At 71.2% G+C, this 16,699-nt stretch carries 16 protein-coding genes; 4 read left to right on the top strand and 12 right to left on the bottom strand.

The annotated features are described in order from the left end of the window. Window positions 1-87 precede the first annotated feature (87 nt). The 3 genes from AC07FN_RS38745 to AC07FN_RS38735 all read right to left on the bottom strand — a co-directional run bounded on the left by AC07FN_RS38745 (window position 88) and on the right by AC07FN_RS38735 (window position 2,489). Window positions 88-558: a carboxymuconolactone decarboxylase family protein gene (locus AC07FN_RS38745; protein ID WP_478400128.1), complete on the bottom strand. Its 471-nt coding sequence runs from the start codon at window positions 556-558 to the stop codon at window positions 88-90. A 90-nt stretch (window positions 559-648) separates the two neighbouring features. Continuing rightward, the gene (locus AC07FN_RS38740; protein ID WP_478400127.1) at window positions 649-1,287 is read right to left on the bottom strand and encodes a response regulator transcription factor; all 639 of its coding nucleotides are present in this window, start codon (window positions 1,285-1,287) and stop codon (window positions 649-651) included. After that, the gene (locus AC07FN_RS38735) at window positions 1,275-2,489 is read right to left on the bottom strand and encodes a sensor histidine kinase (protein WP_478400126.1); all 1,215 of its coding nucleotides are present in this window, start codon (window positions 2,487-2,489) and stop codon (window positions 1,275-1,277) included. Before AC07FN_RS38735 ends, AC07FN_RS38740 begins: the two co-directional genes overlap by 13 nt. A gap of 152 nt (window positions 2,490-2,641) precedes the next feature. Between AC07FN_RS38735 and AC07FN_RS38730 the strand changes: the two genes are divergently transcribed. Next, window positions 2,642-3,076: a hypothetical protein gene (locus tag AC07FN_RS38730; RefSeq protein WP_478400125.1), complete on the top strand. Its 435-nt coding sequence runs from the start codon at window positions 2,642-2,644 to the stop codon at window positions 3,074-3,076. 21 nt (window positions 3,077-3,097) lie between these two features. After that, entirely contained in the window at window positions 3,098-3,619 is a 522-nt protein-coding gene (locus tag AC07FN_RS38725; protein WP_478400124.1) for a CPBP family intramembrane glutamic endopeptidase, read from the top strand. On the opposite strand, the gene AC07FN_RS38720 is transcribed toward AC07FN_RS38725, so the two are convergent. The 4 genes from AC07FN_RS38720 to guaB all read right to left on the bottom strand — a co-directional run bounded on the left by AC07FN_RS38720 (window position 3,535) and on the right by guaB (window position 9,297). Further along, complete coding sequence (locus tag AC07FN_RS38720) at window positions 3,535-5,235, bottom strand: FAD-dependent oxidoreductase (RefSeq protein ID WP_478400123.1); 1,701 nt, start codon at window positions 5,233-5,235, stop codon at window positions 3,535-3,537. The genes AC07FN_RS38725 and AC07FN_RS38720 overlap by 85 nt on opposite strands. 154 nt (window positions 5,236-5,389) lie before the next feature. Next, window positions 5,390-6,337: a helix-turn-helix transcriptional regulator gene (locus AC07FN_RS38715; protein ID WP_478400122.1), complete on the bottom strand. Its 948-nt coding sequence runs from the start codon at window positions 6,335-6,337 to the stop codon at window positions 5,390-5,392. Between the two features lie 138 nt (window positions 6,338-6,475). Then, on the bottom strand, window positions 6,476-7,606 hold the full coding sequence (locus AC07FN_RS38710; RefSeq protein WP_478400121.1) for a GuaB3 family IMP dehydrogenase-related protein: 1,131 nt from the start codon (window positions 7,604-7,606) through the stop codon (window positions 6,476-6,478). Window positions 7,607-7,785: 179 nt separating this feature from the next. After that, complete coding sequence (gene guaB, locus AC07FN_RS38705) at window positions 7,786-9,297, bottom strand: IMP dehydrogenase (RefSeq protein ID WP_132486445.1); 1,512 nt, start codon at window positions 9,295-9,297, stop codon at window positions 7,786-7,788. A gap of 222 nt (window positions 9,298-9,519) precedes the next feature. Here guaB and AC07FN_RS38700 point away from each other — a divergent pair, with 222 nt between their 5' ends. Next, the gene (locus AC07FN_RS38700; RefSeq protein ID WP_478400138.1) at window positions 9,520-9,915 is read left to right on the top strand and encodes a DUF5319 domain-containing protein; all 396 of its coding nucleotides are present in this window, start codon (window positions 9,520-9,522) and stop codon (window positions 9,913-9,915) included. Window positions 9,916-9,999: 84 nt separating this feature from the next. Here AC07FN_RS38700 and AC07FN_RS38695 read toward each other — a convergent pair whose 3' ends face one another. The 4 genes from AC07FN_RS38695 to AC07FN_RS38680 form a co-directional block, all read right to left on the bottom strand. After that, entirely contained in the window at window positions 10,000-11,082 is a 1,083-nt protein-coding gene (locus AC07FN_RS38695) for an anti-sigma-D factor RsdA (protein WP_478400120.1), read from the bottom strand. Beyond that, the gene (locus AC07FN_RS38690) at window positions 11,083-11,655 is read right to left on the bottom strand and encodes a sigma-70 family RNA polymerase sigma factor (RefSeq protein WP_093265524.1); all 573 of its coding nucleotides are present in this window, start codon (window positions 11,653-11,655) and stop codon (window positions 11,083-11,085) included. A 524-nt stretch (window positions 11,656-12,179) separates the two neighbouring features. Further along, on the bottom strand, window positions 12,180-12,776 hold the full coding sequence (locus AC07FN_RS38685) for a response regulator transcription factor (RefSeq protein WP_029536209.1): 597 nt from the start codon (window positions 12,774-12,776) through the stop codon (window positions 12,180-12,182). Window positions 12,777-13,085: 309 nt separating this feature from the next. After that, window positions 13,086-14,189, bottom strand: coding sequence for a MerR family transcriptional regulator (locus tag AC07FN_RS38680; RefSeq protein ID WP_478400119.1), 1,104 nt, complete (start codon window positions 14,187-14,189; stop codon window positions 13,086-13,088). A 195-nt stretch (window positions 14,190-14,384) separates the two neighbouring features. On the opposite strand from AC07FN_RS38680, the gene AC07FN_RS38675 reads away from it, so the two are divergent. Continuing rightward, a complete protein-coding gene (locus AC07FN_RS38675; protein WP_029536210.1) occupies window positions 14,385-14,690 on the top strand; it encodes a WhiB family transcriptional regulator in 306 nt (101 codons plus the stop codon). 179 nt (window positions 14,691-14,869) lie between these two features. On the opposite strand, the gene groL is transcribed toward AC07FN_RS38675, so the two are convergent. After that, window positions 14,870-16,492, bottom strand: coding sequence for a chaperonin GroEL (gene groL / locus AC07FN_RS38670; protein ID WP_478400118.1), 1,623 nt, complete (start codon window positions 16,490-16,492; stop codon window positions 14,870-14,872). Between the last annotated feature and the right edge of the window lie 207 nt (window positions 16,493-16,699).

Below are 16,699 nucleotides of genomic sequence, written 5' to 3'. Positions count from 1 at the left end.
GCACCGACCCCGCCCTTGCCCGGCGGGACGACGGGGAGCCGGGACCGGTGCGCGACGGCACCGGACCCGGCTCCCCGGACCGGGAGATCAGAACTGGCCGGGCTGGTAGTCGCCGGCGGGCTGCCGGACGATCACGTTCAGCCGGTTGAAGGCGTTGATGAGCGCGATCAGGGACGCCAGCGCGGCGAGCTGGTCCTCGTCGTAGTGCTTGGCCGCGTTCTCCCATGCCTCGTCCGTGACGCCGCCGGCCGCATCCGCGATGCGGGTGCCCTGCTCCGCCAGCTCCAGCGCCGCGCGCTCGGCCTCGGTGAAGACCGTGGCCTCCCGCCACGCCGCGACGAGGTTGAGCCGCAGCGACGATTCGCCGGCGGCGGCCGCATCCTTGGTGTGCATGTCGGTGCAGAACCCGCAGCCGTTGATCTGGCTCGCGCGGATCTTCACGAGCTCCTGCGTCGCGGCGGGCAGCTCCGACTCCGAGACCGCCTTGTTCGCCGAGACGAGGTGCTTCACGAACTTGCCTGCGATCTGGTTGCCGAAGAGGTTCAAACGCGCGTCCATCGTGGGCTCCTCTGCCGTTTTCGGTGCCTGCACACCTATGACGAGTTGACTCGGCGCGATGTGACCGGCCTGGATGTGATGCCCGTCTCGTCAGCCGCCGAGGTAGGCGAGCACCGCGAGAACCCGGCGGTGGCCCGAGTCCCCGACCGGCAGGTCGAGCTTGGCGAAGATGTTCCCGACGTGCTTGAGCACGGCCCGCTCCGTGACGAACAGCCGCGCGGCGATCTCGGCGTTCGCGTAGCCCGCCGCCATCAGCGCCAGCACCTCCCGCTCGCGCGGCGTGAGCGCGGCGAGCGGGTCGTGCCGCCGGGTCAGCAGCTGCGCGACGACCTCCTGGTCCATCACGGTGCCGCCGCCGGCGATCCGGCGCAGCGCGTCGACGAACTCGTCCACCCGCGAAACCCGGTCCTTGAGCAGGTAACCCACCGCGCCCCGGCCGTCGGAGAGCAGCTCGCGCGCGTAGGTCTCCTCCACGTACTGGGAGAACACCAGCACCGGCAGGCCCGGCCGGATCCGACGCGCCCGCAGGGCCGCCCGCACGCCTTCGTCGCGGAACGACGGCGGCAGCCGGACGTCCACCACGGCGGCGTCCGGCGCTTCCGCTTCGATCAGGTCGAGGAACGGCTCCGCCTCGGCGACCACGGCGGTGACCTCGATGCCCACGGTGCTCAGCAGCAACTTGAGCCCCTCGGCGAGGATCACGTTGTCCTCGACGATCACGACCCGCAAGGCAGCACCACCCGGATCCCGGTCGGCCCGCCCACCGGGCTGACCACCTCGGTCCGCCCGTCCAGGGCCGCGACGCGGTGCCGGATGCCGGCCACGCCGGTGCCCTTCGACTCGTCGACTCCGCCGATCCCGTCGTCGCCGATCTCGATCCGGAGCTCGTCGCCGACCCGGTCGATCGCCGCGGCGGCGCGCGTCGCGCGGGCGTGCTTGGTCACGTTGTTCAGCGCCTCGGCGACGACGAAGTACGCGGCGGCCTCGACTGCGGCCGGAACTTCGCCGAGCTCCGCGACGGTGACCGTGGTCGGCACGGCGCACCGGGCGCCGAGCGCGGAGGCCGCCCCGGCGAGCCCGCGGTCGGCGAGGATCGGCGGGTAGAGGGTGCGGACGACGTTGCGCAGCCCGGCCATCGCTTCCTCCGCCCCTTCGCGGGCCTCCTGCAGCATGCGGACCGCCATATCTGGGTCTTGGTGCGCCGCCTTCTCGGCGATCCCGAGCCGGATGGCGAGCGAGACCAGCTGGGCCTGCGTGCCGTCGTGCAGGTCGCGCTCGATCCGCCGCAGTTCGGCGCCGTGCGCCTCCAGCGCGCCCGTCCGGGTTTCGGCCAGTTCGTCGACCCGTTCGGCCAGTTCGTCGGCCTTCAGCCGCGCGGCCGACGGGGAAAGCAGCGCGAGGCTCAGCTTCGCCTGCCACTTCGCCAGCGCCGGGACTCCCCACAGCAGCAGTGCGAGCAGTATCGCGAGCTGCACCGGGCCGGCGGTCAGCGTGAGCGGCCAGCTCGTGATCCGCAGGCCCAGCAACGACATGTTCGGCACCACCGGCCAGATCAGCATCGTCGCCACGGTGGCCACCGGCCCGGCGGCCGCGACGAGGCAGATGAGCGAGGTGATCGTGCCCGTCAGCGCGTGCACCGGCAGCCAGCGCAGATCCCGCCACGTGCCCGGCGACCGGAGCACCGCGCCCAATCCGGTCACCACCTGCGTCGGGTGGACCGCGACGCCGAGCAGCCGCCCGGCCCGCCGCCGTTCCCATTCCGCCCACCGGTGCAGCACCCCCAGGGCGGCGGGCAGCAGGACCACGCCGACGCCGAGCGCGACCAGGATCCCGCTGGTGAGGATCAGCGGAATCGCGACCAGCGCGGCGATTCCCGTTGCCAGGCCGAGCAGCAGGAACCCGGAATCGCGAACCACCTCGCGCAGCCGCATCGTCCACCTCTCCCCTCGAATCCCCGGCAATCGGGGATTTCAGGCAAGAGTCTGCCGGAGCCGGCCCCGCGGAACAGTGGAGTGCACGACACCATCGGGCCGGGTGCCCGCGGCCTGTCGCGACACGCCGTCGCCGCCATAGCTTCGCCGCCATGATCCAACCGAAAACCCGCTCGGTCCTGGCATTCATCGGACTCGCCTACGCGGGCATGTGGCTCGCGATGGCGCCGCTGTGGCTGACCGGTTTCCGCCGGGCCGGCAACGACGTTTCGATGGGCCTGCTCGAACAGCTCTGCATCGCGGCCGCGATGCTCACCCCGGCGCTGGCCGCCGTGTTCGTCCTGCGCCGCGTTGAACGCCGCCGGAACGTTCGCGCCACGCTGGCACTGACCTGGCCCAAGGGCACGGCTGTGGAATGCGCGCTCGCCTTCGCGGTGCCGCTGATGCTCAGCCTGGTTTCGCTGTCGGTGGGCGCGGTGGCCGGGATCTACCCCCCGGATCTCGGTAACTTCTCCGGGTTCCGCAGCCAGTTCGCCCCGGAAACCCTTGGGCAGACCGGTGTTCCGTGGCCGGAGCTGGGGATCTGAGCGGCCGGGCTGCTGCTCAACATGCTGATCTTCCTGCCGATGTTCTTCGGCGAGGAACTGGGCTGGCAGGGCTTCCTGCTGCCGCGGTTGCTGCCGCGCGGCCCCGTGTTCGCGATGGTCGGCACCGGCGTGGTGTTCGCGCTCTGGCACCTGCCGACGCTGCTGCTCGGCGGCCAGTACCCCGGCGCTTCGTGGCCGGTCTCGATCGGCTCGTTCCTGGTGTCCTGCGTGCTGATCGTGCCGGTCTTCACCTGGCTGCGGATGCGGTCCGCCTCGGTGGTGCCCGCGGTCGTCGCGCACACCTTCACCAGCACGGCCGCGGTTCAGCTGCCGTGGGTGTTGGGCTCCGCCGACCAGCCACCGAGCCCGCTGACCGCGGGCCTGACGGCGTGGCCGGGCTGGCTGGCGATGGCCGGTCTCCTCTGCGTGCTCGCCGTGCGCCGCCGGTTCAGCGGTGGTCAGACGACGGGCAGGCGCAACGCCGCGGGCGCGGTGGCCGGGACCGCCGGCGACTTCGGGACGACCGGCTCCACCTGGCGGTAGCCGGTCCCCTGGTCCGGGCGGGCGTCCTGCTCGCCCTTGTTCGGCCACATCGAGAACGCCCGCTCCGCCTGGGCGGTGATCGTCAGCGACGGGTTCACGCCCAGGTTCGCCGACACCGCCGAACCGTCCACGATGGACATCGTCGGGTAGCCGTGCGCCCGGTGGTACGGGTCGATCACGCCGTGCTCGGCGTCCTCGCCGATCGCGCAGCCGCCGAGGAAGTGCGCGGTCAGCGGGATGTCGAACAGCTCGCCCCAGGTGCCGCCCGCGACGCCGCCGATGCGCTCGGCGACCAGTTCGTTGGCCTGCTCACCGGCCGGGATGTAGGTCGGGTTGGGCGCGCCGTGGCCCTGCTCCGAGGTCAGCAGCTTCTTGCCGAAGACCCGCTTGAGCCGCGTGGTCAGCGAGTTGTCGAGGCTCTGCATGACCAGCAGGATCACGGTGCGCTCGCTCCAGTTCTTGACCGACAGCATGCGCAGCGCCAGGTTCGGGTGCTTCCACACGTACTTCGCCCACTGCTTCCACCGCGACCCCTCGCCGCCCTTGGTCGCCAGGGTCTGCAGCAGCCCCATCGCGTTGGCGCCCTTGGTGTAGCGCACCGGCTCGATGTGCGTGTCGGTGTCCGGGTGGAACGAGGAGGTGATGGCCACACCGGTGGAGAAGTCTCGCTCGGGGTCGCGCTTGTTCATCTGCGCGCCGATGATCGCCTCGGAGTTGGTCCGGGTCAGCCGCCCGAGCCGCGTCGAAAGCCGCGGCAGGTCGCCGTTCTCGCGGCAGCGGTGCAGCAGGTTCTGGGTGCCCCAGGTGCCCGCCGCGACCACGACCTGGTCGGCGCGGAAGATCCGGGGCCGCCGGGACATCTTCGCCCCGGTGCGCGCGGTCGCGATCCGCCACCGGCCGTCGGCGCCCTGCCCGAGCCGGGTCACGGTGGTCAGCGGGAAGACCTTGGCGCCGCCCGCTTCCGCCAGGTACAGGTAGTTCTTGACCAGCGTGTTCTTCGCGCCGACGCGGCAGCCGGTCATGCAGGCGCCGCATTCGGTGCAGCCGGTGCGCGCGGGCCCGGCGCCGCCGAAGAACGGATCGGAGTCGGTCTGCCCGGGCTTGCGGAAGTACACGCCGACCGGCGTGTGGTGGTAGGTGTCGCCGACGCCCATCTCCCCGGCGACCTGCTTGATCACCACGTCGGAAGGGGTCTCGGTCGGGTTCTGGACGACGCCGAGCATCCGGGTGGCCTGGTCGTAGTGCGGGGCGAGTTCGGCTTCCCAGTCGGTGATGTGCGCCCACTGCGGGTCGTTGTAGAACGGCGCGAGCGGCCGGTAGAGCGTGTTGGCGTAGTTCAGCGAGCCGCCGCCGACGCCCGCGCCCGCGAGGATCAGCACGTTGCGCAGCAGGTGGATGCGCTGGATGCCGTAGCACCCGAGCTGCGGTGCCCACAGGAACTTCCGCAGGTCCCAGGACGTTTTGGGCAGTTCGTCGTCGGCGAACCGGCGACCGGCTTCGAGCACCGCGACGCGGTAGCCCTTCTCCGTCAGGCGCAGCGCGGCCACGCTGCCGCCGAACCCGGAACCGATGACGACCACGTCGAAATCGGTTTCGCTCTCGTCACGTCCAGCCATGCGCGACAGACTAGACGTAATTACTCGCCAGTAGCTAGAGGCGGAACAGGTTCTGCACCCGCTTTTCGCAGCGGCTCCGGGTGGCGGACCTCGCGCCGGGGAGCGGCGGTTTCGCGCGAAACCGCCGCCCAGGACGCTCCAGCCGAACCCGCGCTCACGATCCGGCGGCGCGGAGGTACCGGGTGCCGAGCCTGGCCAGGCGATCGCGGAGCTCGGGCGGATCGACGACCTCGAAGTCCGCCTCGATCAGCCCCGCGAAGACCGCCAGGAGGTGCATCGAATCGGCGCCCATGGTCACGTCGCAGGCGTTGTCGTCCACCGGCTCGATCAGCGCGCCGGTCGGCGTGATCAGCTCCGCGACGCGGGCCGCGGACAACCGGAACCGCAGCGTCGCCTGGCAGTGCCACAGCGCGACGTTCAGCCGTTCGCCGAGGTAGGCGACGACATCGCCGCCCGGCAGCTCGCGCGGGGCGAAGCGCGGCCCGGTCGGCGTCCGGGGCTCGATCCGGTCGGCCCGGAACGTCCGCCAGTCGTCGCGCTCCACGTCCCACGCCACGAGGTACCAGCGGCGGCCCCGGCCGACCAGCCGGTGCGGCTCGGTGATCCGCCGGCTGGTCGTGCCGTCGTGGGCGGAGTAGTCGAAGCGGAGCCGCTCGCGGCCCCGGCAGGCGGCGGCGATCGCGGTCAGCACGCTCGCGTCCACCGTCGGGCCGTCCCCCGGCATCGCGATCATGGCGCTCTGCAGGGTCTGCACCCGGTGCCGCAGCCGGGACGGCAGGACCTGCTCCAGCTTCGCCAGCGCCCGGGCCGAGGTTTCCTCCACCCCGGCGGCCCCGGCGGCCGTGCGCAGCCCGACGGCGACCGCGACCGCCTCGTCGTCGTCCAGCAGCAGCGGCGGAACCGCCGCCCCGGCGCCGAGCCGGTAACCGGCCGTGCCCTGGGTGGCGTGCACCGGATACCCGAGCTCGCGCAGCCGCTCGATGTCGCGACGCACGGTCCGCGCGCTGACGCCGAGCCGCTCGGCGAGCTCGGACCCCGCCCAGTCGCGCGGCGTCTGCAGCAGCGACAGCAGCTTGAGCAGGCGCGCCGAAGTGTCCAGCATGCCGCCGATTCTGCCCGTCCAGTTAGGACGGCAACCGACCCGACTCCGCTGGGGGAGTGGATGCAGTGAACGGCCTGTTCACCTCACCTATCGAGGCGAACAGGCCGTTCACTCCACACCTGCAGGCGGACCGGACGGTCAGCCGCGGAGCGACAGGCCGACCTTCTGGAACTCCTTGAGGTCCCGGTAGCCGGTCTTCGCCATCGCGCGACGCAGACCGCCGAAGAGGTTCAGCGTGCCGTACGGGTCGCTGCTCGGCCCGAACAGCAGCTGCTCCAGGTCCGCGCCCGAACCGGCGAAGCCGACGATCTCGCTGCGCGGCAGGCTCGGGTGCGCGGCCGCGGAAGTCCAGTAGTAGCCCTGCGCCGGCGTCTCCGCCGACTCGGTCAGCGCCTCGCCGAGCATCACGGCGTCGGCGCCGCAGGCGATCGCCTTCGCGATGTCGCCGGAGTACGACAGGCCGCCGTCGGCGAGCACGTGCACGTAGCGGCCGCCGGTCTCGTCCAGGTAGTCGCGGCGGGCCGCGGCGGCGTCGGCGATCGCGGTGGCCATCGGCACCCCGATGCCCAGCACCTGGGTGGTGGTCGCCGCGCGGGACTGGCCGAAGCCGACGATCACGCCGGCCGCGCCGGTGCGCATCAGGTGCATCGCGGTGCGGTAGTCGCCGACCCCACCGGCGATCACCGGCACGTCGAGCTCGGCGATGAACCGCTTCAGGTTCAGCGGCTCGCCGTCCCGGGCGACGTGCTCGGCGGAGATGATGGTGCCCTGCACGACCAGCAGCTCGACGCCGGCCGCGAGCAGGTCCGGGGTCAGCTCCTCGGCGTGCTGCGGGCTGACCCGCGCCGCCACCGTGACACCGGAGTCCTTCACCTGCTTCAGCGCGGCGGCCAGCAGATCCGCCCGGATCGGCGCGGCGTGCAGCTCCTGCAGCAGCCGGATCGCCGCCTCGGGGTCGCTGTTCTCCTCGGCGGCGCGAACCACCTCGAACAGCTTCTCCTCGACGTTCTCGTGGCGCGCCCACAGCCCCTCGGCGTTCAGCACGCCCAGGCCGCCGAGCTCGCCGATCCGCACCGCGGTGGCGGGCGAGACGACCGCGTCCGTCGGGTGCGTGACCAGCGGGATGTCGAAGCGGTAGGCGTCGATCTGCCACGCCAGGGAAACATCCTTCGACGACCGGGTCCGCCGCGAGGGCACGATCTCCACGTCGTCCAAGTCGTAGCCGCGCATGGCCGTGCGGCCCATGCCGATCTCAACCTGATCCCGCACCGTTGAAGTCCCTCCTCGCGGCACCGCTTTCCGACGAAGCATTCTCTCTTCGCTGCCCGTGTGACGTGCAACGGGGGCTCCTTAGCCCGCCGCGACCGCGCGAAACCGGCGGTTCCGGCGCCCCCGGAGAACGACGCGGCCGCCGCATCGCTGGGATGCGGCGGCCGGGACGGTGGTGATCAGCGCGTGGTGTAGTTCGGCGCCTCGACGGTCATCTGGATGTCGTGCGGGTGGCTCTCCTTGAGCCCCGCCGCGGTGATCCGCACCAGCTTCGCGTCCTGCAGCTCCGGAATCGTGTTGGAGCCCGTGTAGCCCATGCCCGAGCGCAGCCCGCCGATCAGCTGGTCGACCACCTGCGCCAGCGGCCCGCGGAACGGCACCCGGCCCTCGATGCCCTCCGGCACCAGCTTGTCCTCGGACAGCACGTCGTCCTGGAAGTAGCGGTCCTTGGAGTACGACTTGGCCTGGCCCCGCGACTGCATGGCGCCCAGCGAGCCCATGCCCCGGTACACCTTGAACTGCTTGCCGTTGACCAGCACCAGCTGGCCAGGCGACTCGGCGGTGCCGGCCAGCAGGCTGCCCAGCATGACGCTGCTCGCGCCGGCCGCGATGGCCTTCGGGATGTCCCCGGAGTACTGGATGCCGCCGTCGCCGATCAGCGGCACGCCCGCCGGACGGCAGGCCATGCTCGCCTCGTAGATCGCGCTGATCTGCGGCACGCCGACCCCGGCGACGACGCGGGTGGTGCAGATCGAGCCCGGCCCGACGCCGACCTTCACCGCGTCCGCCCCGGCGTCGACCAGCGCCTGCGCGCCGGCCCGGGTCGCCACGTTGCCGCCGATGACGTCGACGGAGTTGCCGAGCTCCTTCTTCAGCGTCGCCACGGTGTCCAGCACCGCGCGCGAGTGCCCGTGCGCGGTGTCCACGATCAGCACGTCGACGCCGGCGTCCACCAGCGCCATCGCGCGCTCGTGCGAGTCCGCGCCGACGCCGACCGCCGCGCCGCACAGCAGCCGGCCGTCCGGGTCCTTGGTGGCGCGCGGGTACTGCTCGGTCTTGACGAAGTCCTTGACGGTGATCAGCCCGCGGAGCTTGCCGGCGTTGTCCACGATCGGCAGCTTCTCGATCTTGTTGCGCCGCAGCAGCCCGAGCGCGGCCTCGGCGGTGACGCCGACCTGCGCGGTGATCAACGGGGTCGCGGTCATGACCTCGCGCACCCGCCGGGTGAAGTCCACCTCGAACCGCATGTCGCGGTTGGTGATGATGCCGACGAGGGTGCCGTCCGGGTCGGTCACCGGCACACCGGAGATGCGGAAGCGGGCGCACAGCGCGTCCACCTCGGCGAGGGTGTCGTCCGGCGAGCAGGTCACCGGGTCGGTGACCATGCCCGCCTCGGAGCGCTTGACCACCTCGACCTGCGCGGCCTGCTCCTCGACGGACAGGTTGCGCTGCAGGATGCCGACGCCGCCCTGGCGGGCCATGGCGATCGCCATCCGCGCCTCGGTGACGGTGTCCATCGCGGCGGACAGCAGCGGCACCCGCAGGCGGATGTTGCGGGACAGCTGGGTGGACGTGTCGACGCCGCTGGGGATGACGTCGGACTCGTCCGGCAGGAGGAGCACGTCATCGAAGGTCAGACCCAGTGTCGCGAACTTCGAGGGGAGGCCGGGTGCGGAGAGTTCGCTGCTCATGGCGAGGGATGTGCCTTCCTTCACGCTATGGTCCGCAGACTGCGGGTGCGGTTGGATGTCCTCGGCGATTACGTGTGGAACGTGGCATCGGCATCGGGGATTCCCTCAATGATAGAGACCACAGGTCAGGCGCGTTTGCCCCGTGGCCCGAGGGGTGGGCCACGCCACGACGGGCGGCCAAACCCGCCCCGACAACCCCACGAGGTGGACGCAGCCGGTACCGTGCGGGCCGTGCCGCACGATCCGATGCCACCAGACCCGTTCGCGGGTGACCCGGAAGATCCGAGCATGGCACTCGGCGATCACGACGCCGACGACGGCCCACCACTCGGCGATGAGGAACGGGCCGAACTGCTCGCCGACCTGACCGATCTCGCCGTCTACCAGGCCCTGCTGGAGCCCCGCGGGCTCCGCGGCATCGTGGTGGACTGCGCGGACTGCGGCGAATGCCACTACCACGACTGGGAGCTGCTGCGCTCCAGCCTGGAGCAGCTGCTGCAGGACGGCCGGATGCGCCCGCACGAGCCGGCGTTCGACCCGAACCCGAGCGACTACGTCACCTGGGAGTACTGCCGCGGCTACGCGGACGGCGTGACCGAGACCGAAACGACGCACTGACAACTCCCACCAAGCAGAACGCGAAGAGGGGCTCCCGGCTGGGAGCCCCTCTTCGCGTTGGCAGGTGTCAGACCGGCCTCGTCATCACGGGTTGCTGGTGCTCTTCTGCGGGAACAGGTCCGATCCCCAGCCGCTGGACGGGTGCTCGGAGCTGCCGCTGGTCTCGCTCGGCGAGGTGGACGACTCGGACGGCGACGTGGACGACGTCGGCGGCACCGACGAGCTGTCCGTCGGCGGCACCGGCGGCAACGGCTGCGACGGCGACGTGGTCGGCGTCGACGGCGTGGTCGGCGTCGAGGGCTGCGGGGTCTGCTGGTCCTCGCCCTGGCCCATCCGCGCGGTCAGCGAAGCGTGCGCGGCCTTGAGGTCGGACAGTCCGTGCTCGTCGTCGACGCCCCGCATCTGCTCCTGCGCGGAGCGCAGCGCGGCCTCGGCGGCGGTGCGGTTGCCCTGCTCGATCGCGCCCTCGGCGGTGTTCAGGTCCTCACGGGCCGAGCTCGCGGCGACGATCGCGCGCGTGCGGTCGGAGTAGAGGACCTGCGCGACGCCCCACAGCATGTCGCCGGGCTGCGCGTCGCGGGCGGCCACGCCAACCCCGGTGAACGTGATCATCAGGACCGCGGCGGCGGTGGCGACCGGCACCAGGTGCCGGCGCTTGAGCCTGCGGCGCGGACGGCTGCCCGCCGCGATGGCCGCGGTCGCGGTCTCCACGTCGACCAGATCGCCGATCGGCGCGGCGTCGATGTCCTGCCGCCACGCGATCAGCAACGCTTCCAGGCTGGGGCGCTCGTCGTCGGCCGACGCGACCACGTCGGGATTGGTCCCGCCGAGCGCGTCGAGCAATGCGTCGTCGGCCTGCAGCGCGCCCAGGTCGATCGGTTCTTCGCCGAAGTCGTCGAAGTCGACCAGCTCGTCGGACTCCTCGGCCGGTCGCGGCCGGAAGGAGAGCACGTCGGCGTCGCCCGACACGGCGTCGGGTTCGGTGGTTTCAGACTCGGCCGAGCCGGAATCCCGCTGGTTGTCGCTCAGTTCCGTTCCCTCGTCTGCGGACCCCTCTGCGGGAAGCTGGTCCCGCTCGTCTGCCCCGCGCGAACGGTCCTCGTGCCGGCCGGACTCGACAGGGTCGTGTCCCGCCTGCTCCCCCTCGGGCCCCTTCCGCTCCGCCATTCAGACCACCTCCTCCGCGGACAGCGTCTTTCGCAGCCGGGCCAACGCGCGGTGTTGAGCCACGCGTACCGCGCCCGGCGTCGAACCGACCGCTTCGGCGGTTTCCTCCGCCGACAACCCGACGACCACCCGGAGCAGCAGGATTTCCCGCTGCTTGGCCGGGAGGACGCGAAGTAGCTGCGCCATCCTGCCCGAAAGCTCACCCTGCATGGCCCGCTGCTCCGGTCCGGCCTCGGATTCCGGGGTGTCCGGAACATCTGCCACCGGTTCGGAGCGGTTGCGGGCCAACGCGCGGTGCGCATCAGCAACCTTGTGCGCGGCGATGCCGTACACGAACGCCAGGAACGGACGACCCTGGTCCTTGTAGGTGGGCAGCGCGGTCAGCACCGCGAGGCACACTTCCTGGGCCACGTCGTCCGCCGAAGCGAACGACCTCTCGTTTCGTCCGACTCTGGCGCGGCAGTACCGCACCACCAAAGGACGGATTTCGGCCAGCAAGCGCTCGATCGACTGACGATCGCCGTCGACGGCGGCGCCTACAAGAGCGTCCAGCCCGTCCCCCACGTTGGTCATCGCAGACAGCAGCCCTGGTGTTACGCGTTCAAGCGATTCGGATTTGTCCGGCGGAGATCGCGTGCGCCGCACGCCGCGCCGAGCTCACCGTACCGGCCGGGGGGCGATCGTTGAACAGGGAGTGGAAGGAGGGGGCCGTCGTCGTCACACATTCAGAGATACCAGACGCCGACCCCGGCGGCGTTTAGCCTGGCCACGGGATCTTGGAGGTTCACCAAAGAAGATCAGAGAGGATCTTCACAGGGGTCGCACGACCGGGTTATCGCGACCCGTTCGAGGCATCTGCGCCGATTGCCGAAAAGGCCGGTTTCGTCCCGGAGCGTCCCACTTTGAAGAACTGTGGCTCGCGCCACACCGGCGGTCGCACCCCGGATCGGGGTCGTGCCGAAAGTGACGCGAGCCACAGGCGCACTCGTAACGTCAGCTCGCTCCAAGCCAACGTCCTCGCCGAGCACCGGCAGCCCGGACTGGATCTGCCGGTGCGCTCCGATCGGCAGGCGCGCGGTGATCACCGCGCGCCACGATCACGCGACGAGGCCGCGGCGGAAACCGTGCGCAACTGCCTGCGCGCGGTCGCGCACGCCGAGCTTCCGGAAAAGCCGGCGAGCATGGGTCTTGACCGTGTCCTCCGAGAGGTAGAGCTCCCGGCCGATCTGGCCGTTGCTCTTGCCCTGGCTCATGCCGCGCAGCACCTGGAGCTCGCGCTCCGTCAGCTGCACGCCCGGGTCGGACGGTTGCCGGGGCGCGGGCACCGAGGTGCTCGCCAGCGTGTGCGCCAGCGCCGCCACCAACTCCGGCCGGGAAGCATCCCAGCGGAGGTAGCCGCGAGCGCCACCGGCGATCGCGGCGGCGATGCTGGCCGCGTCGTCCGGGGCACCGAACACGATCACGTTTGCTTGCGGATGGGCGGAGACGAGCCTCCGAGTGGCCTCGACGCCGTTCGGTACCGCGCGCTGGGTACCTACCAGGACGACGTCGACGGCCTGCCGCGAGAAGCGGGCCAGCAGCTCATCACCGTGCGCAACGCAATCAATTCGACTCACTCCGGGGACAGCAGACATCACACGAGTGAGCCCTTCCCGGACGCTACGTCGGTCATCGCAGATCAGGACCGTCGTCACGGGAACTCCTTCCTGCAGGCGAGTGACGTTCCAACTCCCCTATCGGACGCAGGGGCCAAAACCTTGACACGATCCGGTGCTTAATCCGTCAAGAAATTTTGTGTCAGCCCGATCGGGTGCCGGTTCACTGGAACGGAGCAGGCCGCCGGGACCGACCCGCCCACTGCTCCGGGAAGCCGCCGACCACGCGCCGTACCTGCAGTATTCACCCGATCGCACCCAGTCGTGACTGCAGTTTCGCCCGTCCGCACGAACGCCGTAACCCCACCCACACGGTGGGTGTGTGATTTATGCCACAAAAGGTCTCGCTCAGCCCAGTACGGTCTCGGAAACACGCGCCGCAGCCGTCTCCAGCGAATCGAGCAGCTCCACGTGCGCGGGCAGCGCCTGCTGCGCCCACCCGGCGCCCGCAACGAACGCGCGGGCGCGCTGACGGGTGATCGGGATGTCGTCCAGCACCCGCGCCGAGGCGTAGTGCGACTGGTCGGCCCAGAGCACCACGGCAGCCGGGGCGGAGCGGCGCACCGCGGCGGCGAGCCCTTCGCGCGGTAGTGCGGTGCCGAACAGCCGGTGGCCGACGCGGTTGGCGGCGAGCGCCGCGGCCAGCGCCACGAGTTCGAGCTCCTGCACTTCGCCGGGGACCGGGGCGAGCACCACCGGGCGCGGATTGAGCGGGGCCGGTGCGGTCGCGATCACCGAACGCAGCGCGGTGGACGCGCAGTCGACCAGCAGCTGCAGGACCTCGATGCCGGAGCCAGACCGCTGCCGCCGCTCGCTGACCGCGCGCAGCACCGGCTGCAGCATGCCCTGCCAGGTCTCCACGACGCCGTCGCTGTCCATCGACTCGATCAGCAGCCGCTGCACGGACCAGGAGTCCAGCGCGAGCGCCGCCCGCCCCAGGCCGCGGGCGCGCGGCCCCGCCCCGGTGAGCTTGAGCCCGCGCCCGCCGGTGTTCGAGGCGCCGGCCAACTCGATGTCGCCGGCGCCGCCGAGCACGCCGGACAGCATCATCGGCCCGGCGCCGGATCCGTCCGGCTGCGTTTGCCGCTCGGTCGCGTCGGGGTATCGCTGCGGCAGCGGCGCGGCGACGGTGCGGGCGTAGCGGGCTGCCTCCATCGGAGAGGCACCGCGCAGCAGCGCGCGTTGCATCTGCTCCAGGCGAGCGATGTCGTCCGGGCCGTAGCGGCGGTGCCGACCGCTGGTGTGATCGCTGGGCCCAAGTCCGTACCGGCGGTCCCAGGTGCGCAGCGTGGCGGGTGCCACACCGAGCCGGCGGGCCACCGCGGCGACGCTGAGCCGCGGCTGATCGCCCGACGCGGCGCCATCCGGACCTCCGACCAGCTCCGGATCGTCGCTCGGGATGGGGGTGTCCTGCCCCTGCACAGGTTCCGGCCGCGTCGTCACGCGGGACATGTTCCGGTTCCGGCCCGTGGAGGGCAAGCCGTCGGGCGTCGATCTTGGTCGGCCAAAGATCACTCCAACGATGAACAGCTTTTGGCTCGATAAGGGTTGAACAAGTTTTGGCGCGGTTCTACGGTCGGATCATGCGAGGCTGCGGCCGCCGGCTGCAGCGGGGAGGGGACCCACCGCTAGGAGGTGGTTTGCGCAATGGCAGACACTCGACGTCTTCCAGGACCGAACGCCGATATCTGGGATTGGCAGATACGGGGCTCCTGTCGAGGCATGGACAGCGCGTACTTCTTTCATCCGGACGGCGAACGCGGCCCGGCACGAGCTCGGCGCGAGGCGAAGGCGAAAGAGGTGTGCCAGCACTGCCCGGTGATCGCGCAGTGCCGGACGCACGCGCTAGCCGTGCAGGAGCCGTACGGCATCTGGGGCGGGCTGTCGGAGTCGGAGCGGGAAGTGATCATCAAGGCGCGCAAGCGCCAGCAGCTGGCGGTCGCGGCCAGCTGACGCGCTTGTGTCGGCCGCCGCGTCGCGGATCGCGGACGGCCGCCGGAGTCGGATGACTACGAGGGGCGTCATTCGGCTCCGGGTAGGACGAAAAGATCGGGGCGGTACCCACGCCGTGGGTACCGCCCCGATCTTCGTGCCGTTCAGCCGGGCCGAGGGCCCGGCTCACGCGCAATGGCTCAGTGGCCGTGCCCGTGGCCGTGGCCGTGCCCGGCGGCCTCCGGCTGCTCCTCCGGCTTCTCCACGACCGCGCTCTCGGTGGTGATCACCATGCGGGCGATGGAGGCCGCGTTGGCGACCGCGGAGCGGGTCACCTTCAGCGGGTCGACGATGCCGGCCTGCACCAGGTCGCCGTACTCGTCGGTCGCCGCGTTGTAACCGGCGCCCCAGTCCAGGTCGCGGACCTTGGACACCACGACGGCGCCTTCCTGGCCGGCGTTGGCGGCGATCCAGTACAGCGGGGCGTCCAGCGCGCGGCGCACCAGCTGCACGCCGGTGGCCTCGTCACCGGTGAGGCCGAGGTTGTCGGCCAGCGCCTTGGCGGCGTGGATCAGGCTCGACCCACCACCGGGGACGCTGCCCTCCTCGGCCGCGGCCTTGGCGGCGGCGACGGCGTCCTCGATGCGGGACTTGCGCTCCTTGAGCTCCGTCTCGGTGGCCGCGCCGACCTTGATCACCGCGACGCCGCCGGACAGCTTGGCCAGCCGCTCCTGCAGCTTCTCGCGGTCCCAGTCGGAGTCGGTGGCCTCGATCTCCTTGCGGATCTGGTCCACGCGGTCCTTGACGCCCTCGGCGCTGCCGCGGCCGTCCACAATGGTCGTGGTGTCCTTGGTCACGGTGACCCGGCGGGCCGCGCCGAGCACCTCCGGACCGGCCTCGGACAGCTTCAGGCCGACCTCCGGCGCGATGACCTGGGCGCCGGTGGCGATCGCCAGGTCGTCCAGGAACGCCTTGCGGCGGTCGCCGAAGAACGGGGCCTTGACCGCGACGACCTTCAGGGTCTTGCGGATCGCGTTGACGGCCAGGGTGGACAGCGCCTCGCCCTCGACGTCCTCGGCGATGATCAGCAGCGGCTTGCCGCCCTGCGCGATCTTCTCCAGCAGCGGCAGCAGGTCCTGCAGGCCGGAGATCTTGTCGCGGTGCAGCAGGATCTGCGCTTCCTCCAGCACCGCTTCCTGACGCTCGGCGTCGGTGACGAAGTGCGGGGAGATGAAGCCCTTGTCGAACTGGAGGCCCTCGGTGATCTCCAGCTCGGTGGCCAGCGTCGAGGACTCCTCGATGCTGATCACGCCGTCCTCGCCGACCTTCTCCATCGCCTCGCCGATCAGGGCGCCGATGGACTCGTCCCGGGAGGACACGGTCGCGATCTGGGCGATGTTGTCGCGGCCCTTGACCGGCGTGGCCTTGGCCTTGAGCGCCTCGACGACGGCGTCGGTGGCCGCCTGGACGCCCTTGTTCAGCGACGCCGGGTTGGCGCCCGCGGCCAGGTTGCGCAGGCCCTCGCGAACCAGCGACTGGGCGAGCACGGTGGCGGTGGTGGTGCCGTCGCCGGCGACGTCGTTGGTCTTCGTCGCGACGTTCTTGGCGAGCTGGGCGCCCAGGTTCTCGAACGGGTCGCTCAGCTCGATCTCGCGGGCGATGGTCACGCCGTCGTTGGTGATCTGCGGCCCGCCGAACTGCTTGTCCAGCACGACGTGCCGACCACGCGGCCCGAGGGTGACCTTCACCGCGTCGGCGAGCTGGTTGACGCCGCTCTCCAGCGCGCGCCGCGCCTGCTCGTCGAAGGTGATCTGCTTAGCCATGGTTACAACAGCCCTTCATGGATGCCTTTTGCTGTGCACGGGGTCGCCTTGCGTGGCGGCGCGGATGGCGCCGCTGGCCCGACGTCCGAGGTGCGATCACGCGCCCAGGACTTCCCATTCCGTACGACTCGGGACGCTCCGGTCCCGGACATGCGACCGCCCCGGGGTCCCGGTCGGGACCGCCGGGGCGGCATTGCTCGCGTGGTG

Source organism: Saccharopolyspora sp. NPDC045941 (genome assembly GCF_056431445.1).
This window is presented reverse-complemented; position numbering and strand designations above follow the sequence as displayed.

What these genes read in the sequence shown, in the direction of transcription:
- AC07FN_RS38745 (WP_478400128.1), bottom strand. Translation starts at nt 558, where the DNA reads ATGGACGCGCGTTTGAACCTCTTCGGCAACCAGATCGCAGGCAAGTTC.
- AC07FN_RS38735 (WP_478400126.1), bottom strand. Translation starts at nt 2,489, where the DNA reads ATGCGGCTGCGCGAGGTGGTTCGCGATTCCGGGTTCCTGCTGCTCGGC.
- AC07FN_RS38730 (WP_478400125.1), top strand. Translation starts at nt 2,642, where the DNA reads ATGATCCAACCGAAAACCCGCTCGGTCCTGGCATTCATCGGACTCGCC.
- AC07FN_RS38725 (WP_478400124.1), top strand. Translation starts at nt 3,098, where the DNA reads ATGCTGATCTTCCTGCCGATGTTCTTCGGCGAGGAACTGGGCTGGCAG.
- AC07FN_RS38720 (WP_478400123.1), bottom strand. Translation starts at nt 5,235, where the DNA reads ATGGCTGGACGTGACGAGAGCGAAACCGATTTCGACGTGGTCGTCATC.
- AC07FN_RS38715 (WP_478400122.1), bottom strand. Translation starts at nt 6,337, where the DNA reads ATGCTGGACACTTCGGCGCGCCTGCTCAAGCTGCTGTCGCTGCTGCAG.
- guaB (WP_132486445.1), bottom strand. Translation starts at nt 9,297, where the DNA reads ATGAGCAGCGAACTCTCCGCACCCGGCCTCCCCTCGAAGTTCGCGACA.
- AC07FN_RS38695 (WP_478400120.1), bottom strand. Translation starts at nt 11,082, where the DNA reads ATGGCGGAGCGGAAGGGGCCCGAGGGGGAGCAGGCGGGACACGACCCT.
- AC07FN_RS38690 (WP_093265524.1), bottom strand. Translation starts at nt 11,655, where the DNA reads ATGACCAACGTGGGGGACGGGCTGGACGCTCTTGTAGGCGCCGCCGTC.
- AC07FN_RS38680 (WP_478400119.1), bottom strand. Translation starts at nt 14,189, where the DNA reads ATGTCCCGCGTGACGACGCGGCCGGAACCTGTGCAGGGGCAGGACACC.
- AC07FN_RS38675 (WP_029536210.1), top strand. Translation starts at nt 14,385, where the DNA reads ATGGCAGACACTCGACGTCTTCCAGGACCGAACGCCGATATCTGGGAT.
- groL (WP_478400118.1), bottom strand. Translation starts at nt 16,492, where the DNA reads ATGGCTAAGCAGATCACCTTCGACGAGCAGGCGCGGCGCGCGCTGGAG.